This window comes from Pararhizobium sp. DWP3-4 (assembly GCF_049898205.1).
Lineage (GTDB): Bacteria > Pseudomonadota > Alphaproteobacteria > Rhizobiales > Rhizobiaceae > Pararhizobium.
In genome coordinates this window covers 136,097-150,908 of record NZ_JAFCXF010000009.1, presented here as the reverse complement: position 1 = coordinate 150,908, position 14,812 = coordinate 136,097, and the positions used below count along the sequence as shown (strand labels likewise).

Genomic DNA, 14,812 nt, shown 5'->3' with positions numbered 1-14,812 from the left:
ATGCTCTTGAATCATAATCTGAATGCCTGGGAGTGACGACATGAAGGTGACCGGTCTCAACATCCATCCGCTGAAAAGCGGCCGCGCCATTGCACAGACCTCGGTTTCCATAAGGCACGACGGACTGGCCGGAGATCGCCGCTTCATGCTTGTCGATCCCGATGGAAAGTTCATCACCCAGCGCGAATTGCAGGCGTTGGCGCAGGTGGAGGCGACGCATGTGGCCGGCGGTGTGCATCTTAAAATGGGCACCCGCACGGCGACCGTGTCCTTCGATCCCGCGAGAAGGCTGGACGTCCGCGTCTGGGACAGCGAGGTCAACGCGGCCGTTTCCGAAGATCGCGCCAGTACGACGCTTTCCGGCTGGTTCGGCCGTCCGGTCAAGCTGGTGCTGATGGACGACCAGGCAAGGCGCGTCGTTGGCGATGAATGGGCAGACGAAGCGGCACCCGTCGGTTTCGCCGATGGTTTCCCGGTGCTGATCACCACCACCGCGTCGCTGGCCGATCTCAACGTCACGCTGATCGCCAAGGGCCAGGAGCCGGTCGGCATGGACCGTTTCCGCACCAATATCCTGATCGACAATGACGAGCCCTGGGAAGAGGACTTTTGGGAAAGCGTCGAGATCGGCGGCATCACCTTCGATCTCGTCAAGCCCTGCGCCCGCTGCATCATGACGACGCAGGACCAGGTGACCGGCGAGCGTATCGGCGGCAACCCGATCCAGGGGCTTGCCGAAAAACGCATGTCGGCCGACCGCCGGGTGCCGGGCGTTCTGTTCGGCTGGAATGCCATACCGCGCTCGGAAGGGACCATCAATCTCGGCGACGGGATGCGGATCGTCAGCAGACGGGAAGTGCGTTGGCCGATGAAGATCCGGGCTTAGTCAGATCAGCCTGCTTGGCCTGGGTACTGGTGAGGCCGGATACGCCTCGCTTGCCAATTTCAGTCGTCTATTCAGAGCTTTGAAGCTGCGCACACCGCAGGAATATCGCCACAGTTTCCGTGCGCGCTGCTGAACGAAGGCTTTCATACATCAATGTGGCTGATCCGAACGTCATTTTATTTCGCTTTTTTAGCAGGTTGTCACAGCGTAGATTGCCGCTTCAATCACACGGAGTCGCTTTATGTCCGCCGTTTCCACCGCTTCCGCCACGCGGGCGCCTGCCGCCAGTCCCGGTCTACCCTGGCTGATCATCATCGCCGGCTCCCTCATTGCCGTTCTGACGTTCGGGCCGCGCTCGGCCATGGGCTTCTTTCAGCTGCCGATGCTCGCCGATACCGGCTGGGACCGCACCACGTTCGGTCTGGCCATGGCCTTCCAGAATCTCGCCTGGGGCGTCAGCCAGCCGTTCTTCGGGGCGATCGCCGATAAATACGGCTCCTGGCGGGTGCTGGCCTTTTCCGGCCTCGTCTATGCGGGCGGCCTGATCATCATGGCCTTTGCCGATGCGCCGATCTGGCTGCATATCGGCGGCGGCGTCATGGTCGGCCTCGGCGTCGGTTCCGGCTCCTTCGGCATCCTGTTGTCTGCGTTTGCCCGCAATGTCACGCCGCAGCAGCGCTCGATGGCCTTCGGCATCTGCACGGCAGCCGGGTCGGCCGGCATGTTCCTGTTTGCGCCTCTCAGCCAGGGCCTGATCTCGGCTTTCGGCTGGTCGGATAGCCTGCTCTACATGAGCGCGCTGATGTTGCTCGTGCCGCTGTTTGCCATCCCGCTGCGCGGCAACTCCTCGTCCGGCAGCCAGAAGGAAGTCCAGTACAAGCAGTCGATCGCCGAAGCGCTGAAGGAAGCGCTTGGCCACAAGAGCTATCTTTTGCTGGTCACGGGCTTCTTCGTCTGCGGTTATCAGGTGGCTTTCATCACCGCGCATTTCCCGGCCTATATCGGTGATATCGGCATCGATGCGCGTTATGCGGTGATCGCGCTGGCCTTGATCGGCTTTTTCAACATCATCGGCTCGCTGGCCGCCGGTTTCATCGGGCAGCGCTATTCAAAACCCTATTTCCTGGCGTGGATCTATATCGCCCGCTCCATCGTCGTCTCTGCCTTCCTGCTCCTGCCGCAGTCGCCGGCATCGGTGATCATCTTTGCCGCCGTCATGGGCCTGCTTTGGCTATCGACGGTGCCGCCAACGAACGGCCTTGTCGCCATCATGTTCGGCACGCGCCATCTAGGCCTGCTCGGCGGTGTCGTTTTCCTGTCGCACCAGATCGGTTCGTTCCTCGGCGTCTGGATGGGCGGTTACCTCTACGACCATTTCGGCTCCTACGATCCGGTCTGGTGGCTCGGCGTGGCGCTCGGGATCTTTGCCGCCATCGTCCATTGGCCGATCGAGGAGAAGGCCGTCGCCCGCCCGGCCATGGCCTGAGCCCTGCGATTTCTTGCCCTCCCGCAGAAATAGCGGGAGGGCATTCTTGAAAATTGTCACAAAACTTTCTAAATCTCATCCACCGGCACTGCCGGTTTTGTTTTGATCCCATTATGCTCAATGTGAGCAAAATAGGATTGCCGCCGGAGGGGCGGCAAGAGGAGCAGTTCGATGACCATCGCACAGACCAATGCAGCTCCGCAGGCTTCCGGCGCGGTAAAGACCGCCGCCGAGCGCTTCGGCATCCTTGAACGGCCGGACCTGACGTTCACGCCGGAGATCGCCCGCGAGACGGCGCATCTCTATGAGCGCGTCAAACAGTTCGTCCCCGCCTTCGAATGGCCGGTCTATGCGCCCTATGTGCATGCCATCAACCGGCTGAAGAAGGAACGTGGCGCCGTCATCCTTGCCCACAATTACCAGACGCCGGATATCTTCCACTGCGTCGCCGATATCGTCGGCGACAGTCTGCAGCTGGCGCGCGACGCCACCAGGGTCGATTCCGAGATCATCATCCAATGCGGCGTGCATTTCATGGCCGAGACCTCCAAGCTCTTGAACCCGGAAAAAACCGTACTGATCCCCGACGGCAAGGCCGGCTGCTCGCTTTCGGAATCGATCACCGGCGCCGATGTGCGGTTGTTGAAGCAGCGCTATCCCGGCGTGCCGGTGGTCACCTATGTCAACACGTCTGCCGACGTGAAGGCCGAGACCGACATCTGCTGCACCTCGTCCAACGTGCTCGCCGTCATCGAAAGCCTGGAGAGCGACACCGTTCTGTGTATCCCCGACGAATATCTGGCGATGAACGTCGCCAAGCAGACCAACAAGAAGATCCTCACCTGGAAGGGCCATTGCGAGGTGCACGAGCGCTTCACCGCAGCCGAACTCCTGGCCTACAAGCAAGCCGATCCGACCATCGAGATCATCGGCCATCCGGAATGCCATCCGGACGTCATCGCCGTCTGCGATTTCTCCGGTTCGACCGCCGGCATGATCAACTATGTCAAGGACAAGCGCCCGCCGCGCGTGCTTTTGGTCACCGAATGCTCGATGGCCTCCAACATCCAGGCCGAGATCACCGGCGTCGATTTCATCAAGCCGTGCAATCTCTGTCCGCACATGAAGCGCATCACGCTGCCGAAGATCCTCGACAGCCTGCTGTTCATGACGGAGGAAGTCCTGGTCGACCCGGCAATCGCCGGCCGCGCCAGACTTGCCGTCGAGCGGATGGTGAATTTGAAGCAGTAAAGGGTAAGCCCCTCCCCCTTGTGGGGAGGGGTTGGGGAGGGGACTTTCTTTTAAATAAGGAAACCCCTCCCGGCCCTGCGGGCCACCCTCCCCACAAGGGGGAGGGAAAGTGCCAGTCCGGAGGAGGAAGAGCATGCTGACCGATCATTTCCGCCCACAGTCCTTCAACGGCATTGACGATATCGTCATCGTCGGCGGCGGTCTTGCCGGGCTTTTTTGCGCGCTGAAACTCAGCCCGCGTCCCGTCACCGTGCTCGCTGCGGCGCCGATCGGTCATGGCGCCTCGTCGGCCTGGGCGCAGGGCGGCATCGCCGCTGCCATGGGGCTTGGCGATACCATCGACAAACATGTCGCCGATACGCTGATTGCCGGTGCAGGTATCGTCGATGAAAAGATGACGCGGATGATGGTCGCCGAAGGCCCGGCCCGCATTCACGACCTGCTCGGCTATGGCGTTCCGTTCGACCGTGACCTCGAGGGCCAGCTGCTCTTGTCGCGCGAAGCCGCCCATTCCGAGCGCCGCATCGTCCGGGTCAAGGGCGACATGGCCGGCAAGGCGATCATGGAAGCCTTGATCGCGGCCGTGCGCAACACGCCGTCGATCCGGGTGCTGGAAGGTTATGTCGTCGAGGAGCTGGTGCGCCAGGGCCGCTTCATCTCCGGTGTCATCGCCCGCCCGGATGCCGGCCAGTCGAAGAAACGCGTGTCGTTCCCGGCCCGTGCCGTCGTGCTCTGCTCCGGCGGCGTCGGCCATCTGTTCTCGGTCACCACCAATCCGACCGAAGCCTGCGGCCAGGGCGTCGGCATGGCCGCCCGCGCCGGTGCCATCATCGCCGATCCGGAATTCATCCAGTTCCACCCGACGGCGATCAATATCGGCCGCGATCCGGCCCCCTTGGCCACCGAAGCCCTGCGCGGCGACGGTGCGCACCTGATCAATTCGGCCGGCAAACGCTTCATGCTGGATATCCACCCGGACGGCGAACTGGCGCCCCGCGATATCGTCTCGCGCGGTGTGTTTGCCGAGGTGCAGGCCGGACGCGGCGCGTTCCTCGATTGCACCAAGGCGGTCGGCGCCCATTTCCCCGAAGCATTCCCGACCGTCTACGCCTCCTGCATTTCGGCGGGTATCGATCCCGTCACGCAGCCGATCCCCGTGGTCCCGGCCGTGCATTATCACATGGGCGGTGTCTTGACCGACGCGGAAGGCCGCACCTCGATCGATGGTCTCTGGGCCGCAGGCGAGGTGACCTCCACCGGCGTCCATGGCGCCAACCGGCTGGCCTCCAATTCTCTGCTCGAAGCGGTGGTCTTTGCCGCACGCATTGCCGAAAACATCAAGGGCATGTTGCCGGAACCGAAGATCACCGATTGGGGCGACAATGCCGGCGAGAACGACGATCCGGTAACCTTGGAGGACAGCCCGCCATTGACGGCGCTGCGCCATGTCATGAGCGACCATGTCGGCGTCATCCGCAGTCAGGATACGCTGGTCAAAGCCATCCGGGCGATTGCCAACCTGGAGCGCCAGAACACCCGGCTGCGCTTCAGCAACATCGTCACCACAGCCAAGCTGATCACTACCGGCGCCTATCTGCGCACCGAAAGCCGCGGCGGCCATTACCGCTCCGATTGCCCGGAGCCAAGGCCGGAATGGAAGCACCGGACGTTCCTGACGCTCGCCGAGGCCGACCGGGTCGTTGCCGAGGTGACCGAAACGGAAAGTGTTTGAGACTTCCCTTCCCCTGCGGGGAGAAGGTGGCCCATAGGGCCGGATGAGGGGGGCTAAACACCCAGAATGTGCAGTGCCGCCCCCTCATCGCCTCGCAGTCGCTCGGCTCTTCTCCCCGCTGGGGAGAAGAGGAACTCACAACCGAAAGAAACCTGCCAATGACACCCACCGCCCTTCGTCCCGAACTGCCCGCCCTGATGGTCGAGGATCAGGTTCGTGCAGCCCTTCTCGAAGATCTCGGCCGCGCCGGTGACATCACCACCTATGCGACGATCGCGCCGGAGCGGACCGCGACTGCCGAAATGAATGCCCGCGAAACCGGCGTTGTTGCCGGCATGGCGCTCGCCCGCACCGCCTTCCGCCTGATCGACCCGGCGATCCGCTTCGAGGCTCTGGTGAAGGACGGCGACCATATCGCGCCCGGCACCGTGCTTGCCCGCATTTCCGGCCCGGCCCGTGGCCTGCTGTCGGCCGAGCGCGTGGCGCTGAATTTCCTCATGCATCTCTGCGGCGTCGCCACCTATACCTCGAAATTCGCAGCTGAAATCGCCCATACCGGCGCCAAAGTCTGCTGCACCCGCAAAACCATTCCCGGCCTGCGGGCGCTGGAAAAATACGCGGTCCGTCTCGGCGGCGGCTCCAATCACCGCTATGGCCTCGATGATGCGATCCTGATCAAGGACAATCATATCGCGGTTTCCGGCGGTGTCGCCTCCGCCGTCCATGCGGCGCGCGCCTATTGCGGTCATCTCGTCAAGATCGAGGTAGAGGTCGATGGGCTCGACCAGATGCGCCAGGCGCTCACCGCCAGCCCGGACGTCATCCTGCTCGACAATATGGGGCCGGATCTGCTGCGCGAAGCTGTTGCCATCAACGCTGCGCATTTGCAGCTGTCGGGCAAGACCTATCCCGCCGATCCGCGCCGGACCAAGCTCGAAGCCTCCGGCAACGTCAATTTCCAGACCATCCGTGCCATCGCCGAAACCGGAGTCGACTATATCTCGACCTCGAAGATCACCATGGCCGCACCGACACTGGATATCGGTCTGGATGTGGTCATCGGCTAGGACTATGCCGCGTCACGCATCGGCGGCATGACGGCGTTGCCATTCGTCGCCGACATCACCCATCGTCTTTGCCGCACCGTCCTTGATCCAGGCCATGAAGGCACGGTCGAACTCAAAGCCGGTGCCGCATTCGGCCGTCAGAAAACGGCGGACGTTTTGCGTGTTGCGGTAGGTCGGCGTGATTGGGGTGTCGCGGTCGATCGGATCGGCGTGCCAGTCGAAACCTGTCATCCGTCGTCTCCTATCGCTGCAGCACGAACGGGCAGACTACGCGTGCGCCGATCGTCAGCGTCTTGCCGCAGTCGTAGCGGCAGGTCTTGAATTGCCCGTTCAGGTCTTCGCTGCTCAGATTGCATTGGGTTACCGCCGGTTGGCCGGTGCTGCCATTGCCGTCGAAATAGTCGGGAATGGCAGGTTTTTCCTCTGGCGCGGTCAGAACGGCACCGGCGAGGAGAAGAGCTATCATCTTCATCGTTCGTCCTTTCGCTGTCACCACCTATTCAGCACAGCGCTGGTGAATTGCCGGGAAGGAACCTTTACTAAAAGGACGCGGTTGGCGCAAATACGCCGTCACACCGAATTTACCGTCCCCTGACGATTGCGGCCACCTTCGTCCTGACACTGGACTGGCCAGATCCGGGAGCGGCCGTGCGCCTCGTGCTCGGCAGTGTGCTTGCAGCCCTCAATCGATGCGCTGGCCGTCAAGCGTCTGGCGGTGCGGTCATTAACGATTACCGTTTTTCTTGGTGATCATCGCTAAATCGGCCACTCGGCTATACTGATCCACCGCCGGGTTTTCCAATCGCGCCGGTTGATCGTGGAACCGCTTGTCTCATCAGACGTTGCATGCTGAGGAAATCATCTCCACCGGAGGAATGTCTCATGAAACGCCTGTTCACCACGCTTGCCCTGGTTCTCGTCACGACAACCGCCGCGTTTGCGCAATCTTCATCCCAGACGGCCATCGCCAATTTCGTCGGCAAGGATGGCAAGGAAACCGGCCGGGCAGCCCTGACGCAGGGTAAGAACGGTGTACTGATCGAGGTTGAGGTCACCAACCTGCCGCCCGGAAAATGGGTGGCCTTCCATGTCCACGAAACCGGTAAATGCGACGCCGCGCACAATCACGAATCCGCCGGCAAACACTTCAATCAGGGCAAGACCGAACATGGGTTTCTTGCCGCCAACGGCCCGCACGCCGGTGATATGCCCAATCAATATGTCGGCGCCGATGGGGTCATGCGCGCCCAGGTCTTCAACAGCATGGTGGAGCTCGACAATGGCGAAGACGGTATTCGCGGCCGGGCGCTGATGGTGCATGCGAAATCCGACGACAACCGCAGCCAGCCCTCCGGCGATGCCGGCGACAGGCTTGCCTGCGCCGTCATCGAGTAGCGGATCAAGCGGCCGTAAACCTATCGGCCGCCGACTTTCAGGCCGGGGGCCGGCCGTTCGTCGAGAATCTGGCGACGGAAGCGGAAAAGCGCGGCGGGACGTCCGCCGGTCGCAGCCGTCAGCATGCCGGTCGGCTCGACCAGTTCGGCACCTTCGACCAGGCGGCGGAAATTCTGCTTGTGCAGGTGGCGGCCGGAAATCGCTTCCACCGTTGCCTGCAATTCGGTCAGCGTAAATTCCGGCGGCATCAGCTCGAAGATCACCGGCCGGTATTTGATTTTGCCGCGCAGCCGCGCGACGGCGGTGGCAACGATGCGGCGATGATCGTGGCGCATGGTCAGGCCCACCGGCGGAGTGCCGGTCGAAGCGGCGCGGCCGTCGATCACCGCTTCGCCGACAAGGCCGGCCTCATAGAGAAGTTCATAACGCTCCAGCACGCGCTCCTCGTCCCAAGGAAAATCGTCGAGCCCGAAGGCAAGGCGCGTGCGGGTCCGACGCTGCGGCAGGCCCATGCGCTCGTCGTGATGGCCGCCCTTTTCCCATTGGCGCAGCGCCGGCAGAATAAGCTGGTCGATCAGCACCGGTCGGCCTTGCCGCCAGTCTTCCCACGGCAGGTAGCTGTACCAGTCGCGCCAATGCGCGCCGGCCTCGGCCAGCCGCGCATTGTTTTCCGCGTCGGTGCGGGTCAGAGCCAGATAGCCGACCGACACCATATGGGTGCTGCTTTCGCCGGACGAACGGTGGCGGCCCTGGTCGCCGAATGTGTAGAGCTGTTCGATATAGCCGAGGTCGAGTGCCGTCTGCCGTTCGACGCTGTCGCGCAGGCTGGTTTCGAACGTCCGGTGACGGGCGGGATCGAACGGACCGAAGGGCAGGCCGTCGCGGCTGTCGCCTTGCTCTTCGCTGACCGCAAGGATGCGCGGCGCACGGTTGGTCACCGCGACGATCGCGGCGTTCAGGCCGATTTCGACGGTGACGGTCCGCTCAGCCGGCATGGACTGCAGGCTCCGGTAAAGGCGAGAAGACGAAGGGCACATTGCCGTCCGTATCGGCGCCACGGCCGATCGCCTTGATCGCCGCCACCAGCCGGCCATTGCGCGACAGCAAGCGGTCGCCGATCTCGATCAGCCGGGAATTGGGGGTGACATAGGCGGACGAGGCGCGCAGCCGCAGCGCAAGCGCGGTCTCGTCCTGATCGGGCGCGACAGCGAGAGCTGCAATGACGGCAGCGGCAGGCGAGCGCGAAATACCCATCCAGCAATGGATCAACAGCGGTGCCGACCGGTCCCATTGTTTCGCAAAGTCGATGATCTGCAGCACATGCTCTTCGCCCGGCGCGACAAGCGCCGCGTTGCCGGCAAAGGTGATATCGTTCATCCCGAGCAGCAGATGACGGTCGGCCGCGATCACGGCCGGACGGTGAAAGGCCTGTTCCTTCGCCATCAGGCTGATCATTTCGCAGGCACGGTGGCGCACGGCCATCTCGGCGATGCGCGACAAAGGCGAGACGACGATCACCGGCATCTCAGGACACCGCCCGCACGGCTGCGCGTTCCGCTTCGATGGCGGCAAACCGTTCGGCAAACAGCTTTTGTGCCTCGATGGCGGGCAGCGGATCGATCAGGATCATCTCGCGGGTAATGCCGCGCGGCTGGCCGAAGAATTTGCGGGCCTCTACAAGCGAAAATCCGGCCAGCACGGTCGCCTCGAAATAGGCGGCGATCTGGTCGGCCTTCTTGATCCGGGTCTTCAGCTCGGCCGGTGCCGCGGAGGGGAGCCCGAAGCGCAGATGGATGGCGCCTTCCAGCCGTTTCTCCACGACCTTGTAGCCGCCGCCGACCACCGCCTTGAACGGCGAGATCATGTCGCCGATCACATATTCCGGGGCATCATGCAGCAGCGCCATCTGGCACTCCTCGGCCGTGCAGGGAAACTGGCGGCGAAAGATTTCCTCGACCACAAGACTGTGCTGGGCGACGGAAAAGGCATGGTCGCCGTCCGTCTGGCCGTTCCAGCGCGCGACACGGGCAAGCCCATGGGCAATATCGGACAGTTCGACATCCAGCGGCGACGGATCGAGCAGATCGAGCCGCCGTCCGGAGAGCATGCGCTGCCAGGCACGGGCAGACATCAGGCGCTTTCCTCACCGGCTTCAACCGGGAAATCCAGGCCGGTCCAAGCGGGCAGGGTGAGCGTCACCGCGATGTCTCCGGCAAGGATTTGCTCGCCTGAGGCGATGGCGTCGCCGGCCTTGTCGATGCGCACGATCGCCAGGCCCGACGAGCCGATAACGCTACCCAGTACCCCAATCGACCGCCCTTTGGCGGTCAGCGGCGTTCCGGTTTCGGGCAAAGCAGTGCCGGCGGCGACGATGACGACACGCCTCCGCGCCGTGCCGCGGTGCTGCATGCGCGACACGACCTCTTGGCCGACATAGCAGCCTTTCTTGAAGGACAGCGCACCGTTCTTGTCCATCAGCACATCATGGGGAAATGCGTCCTGCAGTGCATAATCGGCGCCCGAGACGGCAATGCCATTCAGGATGCGCAGGCGGTCATAGTCATCGGTTCCGGCCGTCTCGCCCTCAGTGTCATAGGCGCGGTAGACCGTTTGCCCGGCTTTGGCGAACCGCGCGTCGCGATAGGCGCCCGGCGCTGCCTCGAAGCGGACGGTGACCCGGGCCGGATTGGTGAGTGCCAGCGAAATCGGTGCGCGCAGCTTGTACATGGTCAGCCGCTTCAACAGCGATTCGCCCTGGTCAGTGCCGGTTTCGAGGCGGATCGAGGTGCCGTCGCGGGTGACGATGAAGTCGAAGAGAATCTTGCCCTGCGGCGTCAGAAGCGCACCCGGTTTGGCTTCGCCGTCTTCGAGAAGATCCAGATCGGTGGTGATCAGCGCCTGCAAAAATTCCTGCGCGTCCTGTCCGGACACGGTAATCATGGCACGATCTTGAAGGGCGGCGGGCTGCATGGCGTTTGTCCTGTTCATCAAGTGAAACAGGTAGGATTTCGCAGGCGTCGCGGCAAGCGCTTTGCGTGGTCCTCAGTCGCCTGCCACGAAAAATTTCCACTGACCATCGGGCGTGATGCCGACGCGGTAGAAATTATAGTTGCCGCCTTCTTCCATCTCGGCGAAATCGCCGGCGGTCACCAGCCGGAACAGATCGACTTTTTCCGGCGGGGTGAGCGAAGCCAGCGGCTTTTCGGTAAAATAGGGCCAGACATAGGCTTCGTCGGGCGTGCCCTTTTCGGTGAGCACGAAGCCCGTCGACAGCACATCGAGCAGGATCGCCAGGATTTCGATGCCCTGCGGGTCGCCGGAAAGCCCCTTTAGCGTCTCGATAGGATCGGCGTCCGTCTCGCCGACCTGCGTCTGCGTCGGGCCCTTGCCGAGCAGGGGGCGCAGCCGCTCGATATCGCCAGAGGCGGCGGCTTCGACGATCAGTTCGCGCATCCGGGCAACCGGTTCGGGAATTTTCGAAACGTCCGACAACACCTCGACCGGGGCGGCGGGGGCCGTGTCTTCGACCGTGTCGTCCTTGGCATCGCGGGCAGGCTTGTTGACCAGAGGATCCGGCATAGGGATCTGCATCGGCGCTTTGTCGCGCGGCGTCTCTTCCGCCGGAACGTCGTTGGCTTTCTTGTCCTGGCCAACTTCGCCGGGAATCTGCTTCAATTCGCTGAGGGCCAGCGCGGCATGCGGCGTAAGGAGGGACGAACCAAACAGGCCAGCGAAAAGCAATGCGGAAAGGCGAATCGCACGCGGCCGGCATGCTGATATCTGACGTTCCATGATGGCCTCGAAACTACTGCAGGGTGCGTTCCGGCGAGAATTCACCGGCCAGCATACGCTCACGAAGCGAGTTCAGCATGGCCTCGGCACCGTTTTCGCCATGAAGGCGGATCGTTTCGCGCATGGCAAGCGCAATGGCGGCATCGGCGATGATTTCAGGCTCGATACCATCTGCCATGCCATCCGCCCAGGCTTCATTCTGGTGTTCCAGGGCTGCCTGCATCTTCTCATGAACAATCATGTCGTCGATGTCATTCAGACTTGGTTCCATCATTCGTTCCATGCCGTTTCACGCTCTTTACTTGGCACCAGACTCGGGGCGATGCCACTTCTTACCACTCTCTTAACAACCTTAGCAGCCTTTTCCCAAAACGACACGGGCTCCTGTAGAAAGAGGTTAATTTATCGTTAATTTCCAAAGCGGGCGGTTATTTCTGAAGCAAGTGTTGCTCCTTCGGCACGATATCGTTCGTCGGCAACCACGGCCGGAGGCGTACAGGCAGTATAAACGGAGGCGAATGCCCGGTACCCGCGATTGAAGGCAGCCGTCATGCGCGCCCGCCGCTCAGCTTCGCCCAGCGCCTCCTTGTCGAGCAGGTCCTGCATCGATTGCCGCCAGGTATCGGCGGCCGGATCCTTGCAGAGCGTGCGCAAATAGTGAACGGAACCAAGGATTTCCGACAGACGCAGCAGGCGCGCATCATAAGGAGCGGGTTTTTCGGTGGCTACTGCCGGGACGCCGAGTGGCGGCGTGCCCTGCGCCTGCGCACCGAGTGGCAGGCCGACGAAAGCCAGCAGCAGAAACGATCGTGTGGCCAGAAAACGGATCATTGCCCTTTCAAGCCCCGAATCATGTCGGGGAGCAAGGGGAATTTGGTGAGGCTCTTATCGCGGTTGCAGAGTCTGCAGTTTTTCGACGCATTGCCGCACGCTTTCGGGGATGGGCAGGCCAAAGATTTCATCGGCCGTATACCAGCCAAGACCGGCCGCATCGTCAGCTGCGACGGCGACACGATCCGGATCGGCATCGACCGTGAATACCGAAAGAAAGAAATGCCGGGCGCTCACCCCATCCGATTCGCTCGGCGGCAGATCGTAGGTCTCAAACAGCAGCGGATTGCGCGGCAAGATACCGGTCTCCTCGTGAAACTCGCGCACCGCCGTTTCCGCCGGCGTTTCCCCCGCCTCGGCGCGGCCACCCGGAAACGCATACATATCGGCCGATGGCGGATTGGCGCGGCGCACAAGCAGATAACGCCCGTTGCGTTCGAGAATGGCCGACGAGGCAAGTTGGGGAGAGGCCGGGGTCATATCGTCTTTCATCACAGGCATTCCTAACTTCTGGCCTATATTCTAGCTCGCCAACGAAATACAATGAACGCCAGCGAAGCAAGAGCATGGACATGACGGCACGCACGATAGATCGGGATGGCTTGGCGCTCCTTGCCGAAAAATATATCTGGTGGAAATCCCCGCAGGATGCGGTGGATGAGCCTGAACGTGTGATCGCGCAGGTGATGAATATAGGCGATTTCGAGGATATCCAGCGTGTCGAAGCATTGGCTGGAACCGAAATTCTAGCAGACGTTTTAACCCAGGCAGAGATCGGGCAATTCACCCCGCGCTCCTGGTTCTACTGGCATTACCGGCTTGGCATCGCTGAAATCGGCGAGGTACCGGCGTTGCCGTCGCGGAGATTGGGGTGATCACTTTCAATCCGCATCTGGAAACATTGCCGATAGAGCAGCAGGCAATCTGGCCGCTGCTAAGACCGGCTGCCGGACTTGGATTGGTGCTTTATGGCGGAACCGCAATCGCGTTGCGTCTTGGGCACCGGCAATCCATCGATTTCGATTTTTTCACCGAGCACTTCCTGGATTTTGACGCACTTTACGATGCGATGCCGTTTCTACGGCCAGCCACCGTCATTCAGCAGGAGCCGAGTACGCTGACTGTGCTCGCCACTTCAGCCGACTCGCCAGGCAGCCCCGTAAAAATATCCTTCTTCGGCCCTGTCCGTACGGGAAGGCTTGGTACTCCGCAATTCACAGACGATGGCGTCCTGTTAGTCGCATCGCTGGACGATGTGTTCGCGACCAAGGTCAAGGTTCTGCTCCAGCGAGTAGAGATGAAGGACTACCGGGATATTGCTGCGATGATCAGCGATGGGCGGGATTTGGCAAATGCGTTGGGCGGCGCGCGGGCGCTCTACGGGGCATCGTTCCAACCGAGCGAAAGCCTGAAGGCTCTCACCTATTTCGAAGGCGGCGATTTGCATCAACTGTCGCGACAGGATCGTCTGACGCTTGTCGATGCTGTCAAGGCAGTGAGGATCATCCCCAGCGTAGACATTATCAATAACAGCCTGTCGATCGGGGTAACGGTATAATGTGCGGACGATTTTCGCTGACGGCGACACCGGAGGAAATGGCGGATTGTTTCGGTCTCCTGGAAACCGACGACTTTCCGGCGCGCTTCAATATCGCCCCGACGCAACCGATCATCATCGTCATGTCCGGCGAGCGCCAAAAGCCGGGCAGCAATCTGCCGGACCGCAGGGCGCTTCTGGTCCGCTGGGGATTGACGCCGTCCTGGGTCAAGGACCCGCGTGATTTTCCGCTGTTGATCAATGCGCGCGCTGAAACGGCGGCTGAAAAGGCCTCGTTCAAGGCAGCGATGCGTCATCGGCGTGTGCTGATCCCGGCCTCGGGCTTTTATGAGTGGCATCGGCCATCGAAGGAAAGCGGCGAGGCATCGCAGGCCTACTGGATCAAGCCCAGAAACGGCGGCATCGTTGCGTTTGCAGGGCTGATGGAGACATGGTCCTCGGTGGATGGATCCGAGGTCGATACGGCCGCAATCTTGACCACGCATGCCAATGCGCGGATCGGCGATGTGCACGACCGCATGCCGGTGGTGATCAAGCCCGAGGATTTTGCCCGCTGGCTTGATTGCCGCACGCAGGAACCGCGCGATGTCGCTGATCTGCTGACGCCGGCCGATGACGATTATTTCGATGTCATCGCTGTGACGGACAAGGTGAACAAGGTGGCCAATACCGGCGCCGATCTTCAGACGCCGGTGCATGTATCCACGCGGCCTGCCTCAAACCCGCCTGCTTCACAGCCGCCAGCCTTAAAGCCGAAAGACCCACCTGCAGATCCGCAGCTGTCGCTCTTTTGAGCGATCAGGCCACACCTTCA

Annotated in this window: 19 protein-coding genes; 9 read left to right on the top strand and 10 right to left on the bottom strand. The window is 61.8% G+C overall.

Annotation, left to right across the window (positions count from 1 at the left end):
• Positions 1-40: 40 nt before the first annotated feature.
• From ACP7E6_RS22315 to nadC, 5 genes are all read left to right on the top strand, one after another.
• Complete coding sequence (locus tag ACP7E6_RS22315; RefSeq protein WP_426231905.1) at positions 41-886, top strand: MOSC domain-containing protein; 846 nt, start codon at positions 41-43, stop codon at positions 884-886.
• A gap of 241 nt (positions 887-1,127) precedes the next feature.
• Positions 1,128-2,372, top strand: a complete 1,245-nt coding sequence (locus ACP7E6_RS22310; RefSeq protein ID WP_426231904.1) for an MFS transporter — start codon at positions 1,128-1,130, stop codon at positions 2,370-2,372.
• Positions 2,373-2,543: 171 nt separating this feature from the next.
• Positions 2,544-3,623 (top strand): quinolinate synthase NadA, encoded by a 1,080-nt coding sequence (gene nadA / locus ACP7E6_RS22305; RefSeq protein WP_426231903.1) that lies wholly within the window; start codon positions 2,544-2,546, stop codon positions 3,621-3,623.
• A 133-nt stretch (positions 3,624-3,756) separates the two neighbouring features.
• Positions 3,757-5,355: an L-aspartate oxidase gene (locus tag ACP7E6_RS22300; RefSeq protein ID WP_426231902.1), complete on the top strand. Its 1,599-nt coding sequence runs from the start codon at positions 3,757-3,759 to the stop codon at positions 5,353-5,355.
• 158 nt (positions 5,356-5,513) lie between these two features.
• Positions 5,514-6,422: a carboxylating nicotinate-nucleotide diphosphorylase gene (gene nadC, locus ACP7E6_RS22295; protein ID WP_426231901.1), complete on the top strand. Its 909-nt coding sequence runs from the start codon at positions 5,514-5,516 to the stop codon at positions 6,420-6,422.
• Positions 6,423-6,434: 12 nt separating this feature from the next.
• Here the strand turns inward: nadC and ACP7E6_RS22290 are convergent, their stop codons facing one another.
• On the bottom strand, positions 6,435-6,653 hold the full coding sequence (locus ACP7E6_RS22290) for a DUF6434 domain-containing protein (RefSeq protein ID WP_426231900.1): 219 nt from the start codon (positions 6,651-6,653) through the stop codon (positions 6,435-6,437).
• A gap of 10 nt (positions 6,654-6,663) precedes the next feature.
• Positions 6,664-6,894 (bottom strand): hypothetical protein, encoded by a 231-nt coding sequence (locus tag ACP7E6_RS22285; protein WP_426231899.1) that lies wholly within the window; start codon positions 6,892-6,894, stop codon positions 6,664-6,666.
• Between the two features lie 410 nt (positions 6,895-7,304).
• Between ACP7E6_RS22285 and ACP7E6_RS22280 the strand changes: the two genes are divergently transcribed.
• The gene (locus ACP7E6_RS22280) at positions 7,305-7,817 is read left to right on the top strand and encodes a superoxide dismutase family protein (protein ID WP_426231898.1); all 513 of its coding nucleotides are present in this window, start codon (positions 7,305-7,307) and stop codon (positions 7,815-7,817) included.
• Between the two features lie 20 nt (positions 7,818-7,837).
• On the opposite strand, the gene ACP7E6_RS22275 is transcribed toward ACP7E6_RS22280, so the two are convergent.
• From ACP7E6_RS22275 to ACP7E6_RS22240, 8 genes are all read right to left on the bottom strand, one after another.
• On the bottom strand, positions 7,838-8,812 hold the full coding sequence (locus tag ACP7E6_RS22275) for an NUDIX hydrolase (RefSeq protein ID WP_426231897.1): 975 nt from the start codon (positions 8,810-8,812) through the stop codon (positions 7,838-7,840).
• Positions 8,802-9,341: a tyrosine phosphatase family protein gene (locus tag ACP7E6_RS22270; RefSeq protein ID WP_426231896.1), complete on the bottom strand. Its 540-nt coding sequence runs from the start codon at positions 9,339-9,341 to the stop codon at positions 8,802-8,804. The genes ACP7E6_RS22275 and ACP7E6_RS22270 overlap by 11 nt, the downstream gene beginning before the upstream one ends.
• A gap of 1 nt (position 9,342) precedes the next feature.
• Complete coding sequence (locus ACP7E6_RS22265; protein WP_426231952.1) at positions 9,343-9,951, bottom strand: HD domain-containing protein; 609 nt, start codon at positions 9,949-9,951, stop codon at positions 9,343-9,345.
• Positions 9,948-10,787: a YgfZ/GcvT domain-containing protein gene (locus ACP7E6_RS22260; RefSeq protein WP_426231895.1), complete on the bottom strand. Its 840-nt coding sequence runs from the start codon at positions 10,785-10,787 to the stop codon at positions 9,948-9,950. Before ACP7E6_RS22260 ends, ACP7E6_RS22265 begins: the two co-directional genes overlap by 4 nt.
• A gap of 72 nt (positions 10,788-10,859) precedes the next feature.
• On the bottom strand, positions 10,860-11,609 hold the full coding sequence (locus ACP7E6_RS22255; RefSeq protein ID WP_426231894.1) for a hypothetical protein: 750 nt from the start codon (positions 11,607-11,609) through the stop codon (positions 10,860-10,862).
• A gap of 13 nt (positions 11,610-11,622) precedes the next feature.
• Complete coding sequence (locus ACP7E6_RS22250) at positions 11,623-11,892, bottom strand: hypothetical protein (protein WP_264265995.1); 270 nt, start codon at positions 11,890-11,892, stop codon at positions 11,623-11,625.
• 125 nt (positions 11,893-12,017) lie between these two features.
• Positions 12,018-12,440 (bottom strand): TIGR02301 family protein, encoded by a 423-nt coding sequence (locus ACP7E6_RS22245; protein WP_426231893.1) that lies wholly within the window; start codon positions 12,438-12,440, stop codon positions 12,018-12,020.
• Positions 12,441-12,494: 54 nt separating this feature from the next.
• A complete protein-coding gene (locus tag ACP7E6_RS22240) occupies positions 12,495-12,932 on the bottom strand; it encodes an NUDIX hydrolase (RefSeq protein ID WP_426231892.1) in 438 nt (145 codons plus the stop codon).
• Between the two features lie 80 nt (positions 12,933-13,012).
• Between ACP7E6_RS22240 and ACP7E6_RS22235 the strand changes: the two genes are divergently transcribed.
• The 3 genes from ACP7E6_RS22235 to ACP7E6_RS22225 are packed head-to-tail and all read left to right on the top strand — an operon-like array spanning position 13,013 to position 14,792.
• Entirely contained in the window at positions 13,013-13,315 is a 303-nt protein-coding gene (locus ACP7E6_RS22235; RefSeq protein ID WP_426231891.1) for a hypothetical protein, read from the top strand.
• A complete protein-coding gene (locus tag ACP7E6_RS22230) occupies positions 13,312-13,998 on the top strand; it encodes a nucleotidyl transferase AbiEii/AbiGii toxin family protein (protein ID WP_426231890.1) in 687 nt (228 codons plus the stop codon). Before ACP7E6_RS22235 ends, ACP7E6_RS22230 begins: the two co-directional genes overlap by 4 nt.
• Positions 13,998-14,792, top strand: a complete 795-nt coding sequence (locus ACP7E6_RS22225) for an SOS response-associated peptidase (RefSeq protein ID WP_426231889.1) — start codon at positions 13,998-14,000, stop codon at positions 14,790-14,792. The genes ACP7E6_RS22230 and ACP7E6_RS22225 overlap by 1 nt, the downstream gene beginning before the upstream one ends.
• Positions 14,793-14,812 lie beyond the last annotated feature (20 nt).

Coding starts and splice junctions, on each gene's coding strand:
- ACP7E6_RS22270 (WP_426231896.1), bottom strand. CDS start 9,341: ATGCCGGTGATCGTCGTCTCGCCTTTGTCGCGCATCGCCGAGATGGCC.
- ACP7E6_RS22225 (WP_426231889.1), top strand. CDS start 13,998: ATGTGCGGACGATTTTCGCTGACGGCGACACCGGAGGAAATGGCGGAT.
- nadC (WP_426231901.1), top strand. CDS start 5,514: ATGACACCCACCGCCCTTCGTCCCGAACTGCCCGCCCTGATGGTCGAG.
- ACP7E6_RS22290 (WP_426231900.1), bottom strand. CDS start 6,653: ATGACAGGTTTCGACTGGCACGCCGATCCGATCGACCGCGACACCCCA.
- ACP7E6_RS22310 (WP_426231904.1), top strand. CDS start 1,128: ATGTCCGCCGTTTCCACCGCTTCCGCCACGCGGGCGCCTGCCGCCAGT.
- ACP7E6_RS22300 (WP_426231902.1), top strand. CDS start 3,757: ATGCTGACCGATCATTTCCGCCCACAGTCCTTCAACGGCATTGACGAT.
- ACP7E6_RS22260 (WP_426231895.1), bottom strand. CDS start 10,787: ATGCAGCCCGCCGCCCTTCAAGATCGTGCCATGATTACCGTGTCCGGA.
- ACP7E6_RS22240 (WP_426231892.1), bottom strand. CDS start 12,932: ATGAAAGACGATATGACCCCGGCCTCTCCCCAACTTGCCTCGTCGGCC.
- ACP7E6_RS22255 (WP_426231894.1), bottom strand. CDS start 11,609: ATGGAACGTCAGATATCAGCATGCCGGCCGCGTGCGATTCGCCTTTCC.
- ACP7E6_RS22245 (WP_426231893.1), bottom strand. CDS start 12,440: ATGATCCGTTTTCTGGCCACACGATCGTTTCTGCTGCTGGCTTTCGTC.
- ACP7E6_RS22285 (WP_426231899.1), bottom strand. CDS start 6,894: ATGAAGATGATAGCTCTTCTCCTCGCCGGTGCCGTTCTGACCGCGCCA.
- ACP7E6_RS22275 (WP_426231897.1), bottom strand. CDS start 8,812: ATGCCGGCTGAGCGGACCGTCACCGTCGAAATCGGCCTGAACGCCGCG.
- ACP7E6_RS22315 (WP_426231905.1), top strand. CDS start 41: ATGAAGGTGACCGGTCTCAACATCCATCCGCTGAAAAGCGGCCGCGCC.
- ACP7E6_RS22250 (WP_264265995.1), bottom strand. CDS start 11,892: ATGGAACGAATGATGGAACCAAGTCTGAATGACATCGACGACATGATT.
- nadA (WP_426231903.1), top strand. CDS start 2,544: ATGACCATCGCACAGACCAATGCAGCTCCGCAGGCTTCCGGCGCGGTA.
- ACP7E6_RS22235 (WP_426231891.1), top strand. CDS start 13,013: ATGACGGCACGCACGATAGATCGGGATGGCTTGGCGCTCCTTGCCGAA.
- ACP7E6_RS22280 (WP_426231898.1), top strand. CDS start 7,305: ATGAAACGCCTGTTCACCACGCTTGCCCTGGTTCTCGTCACGACAACC.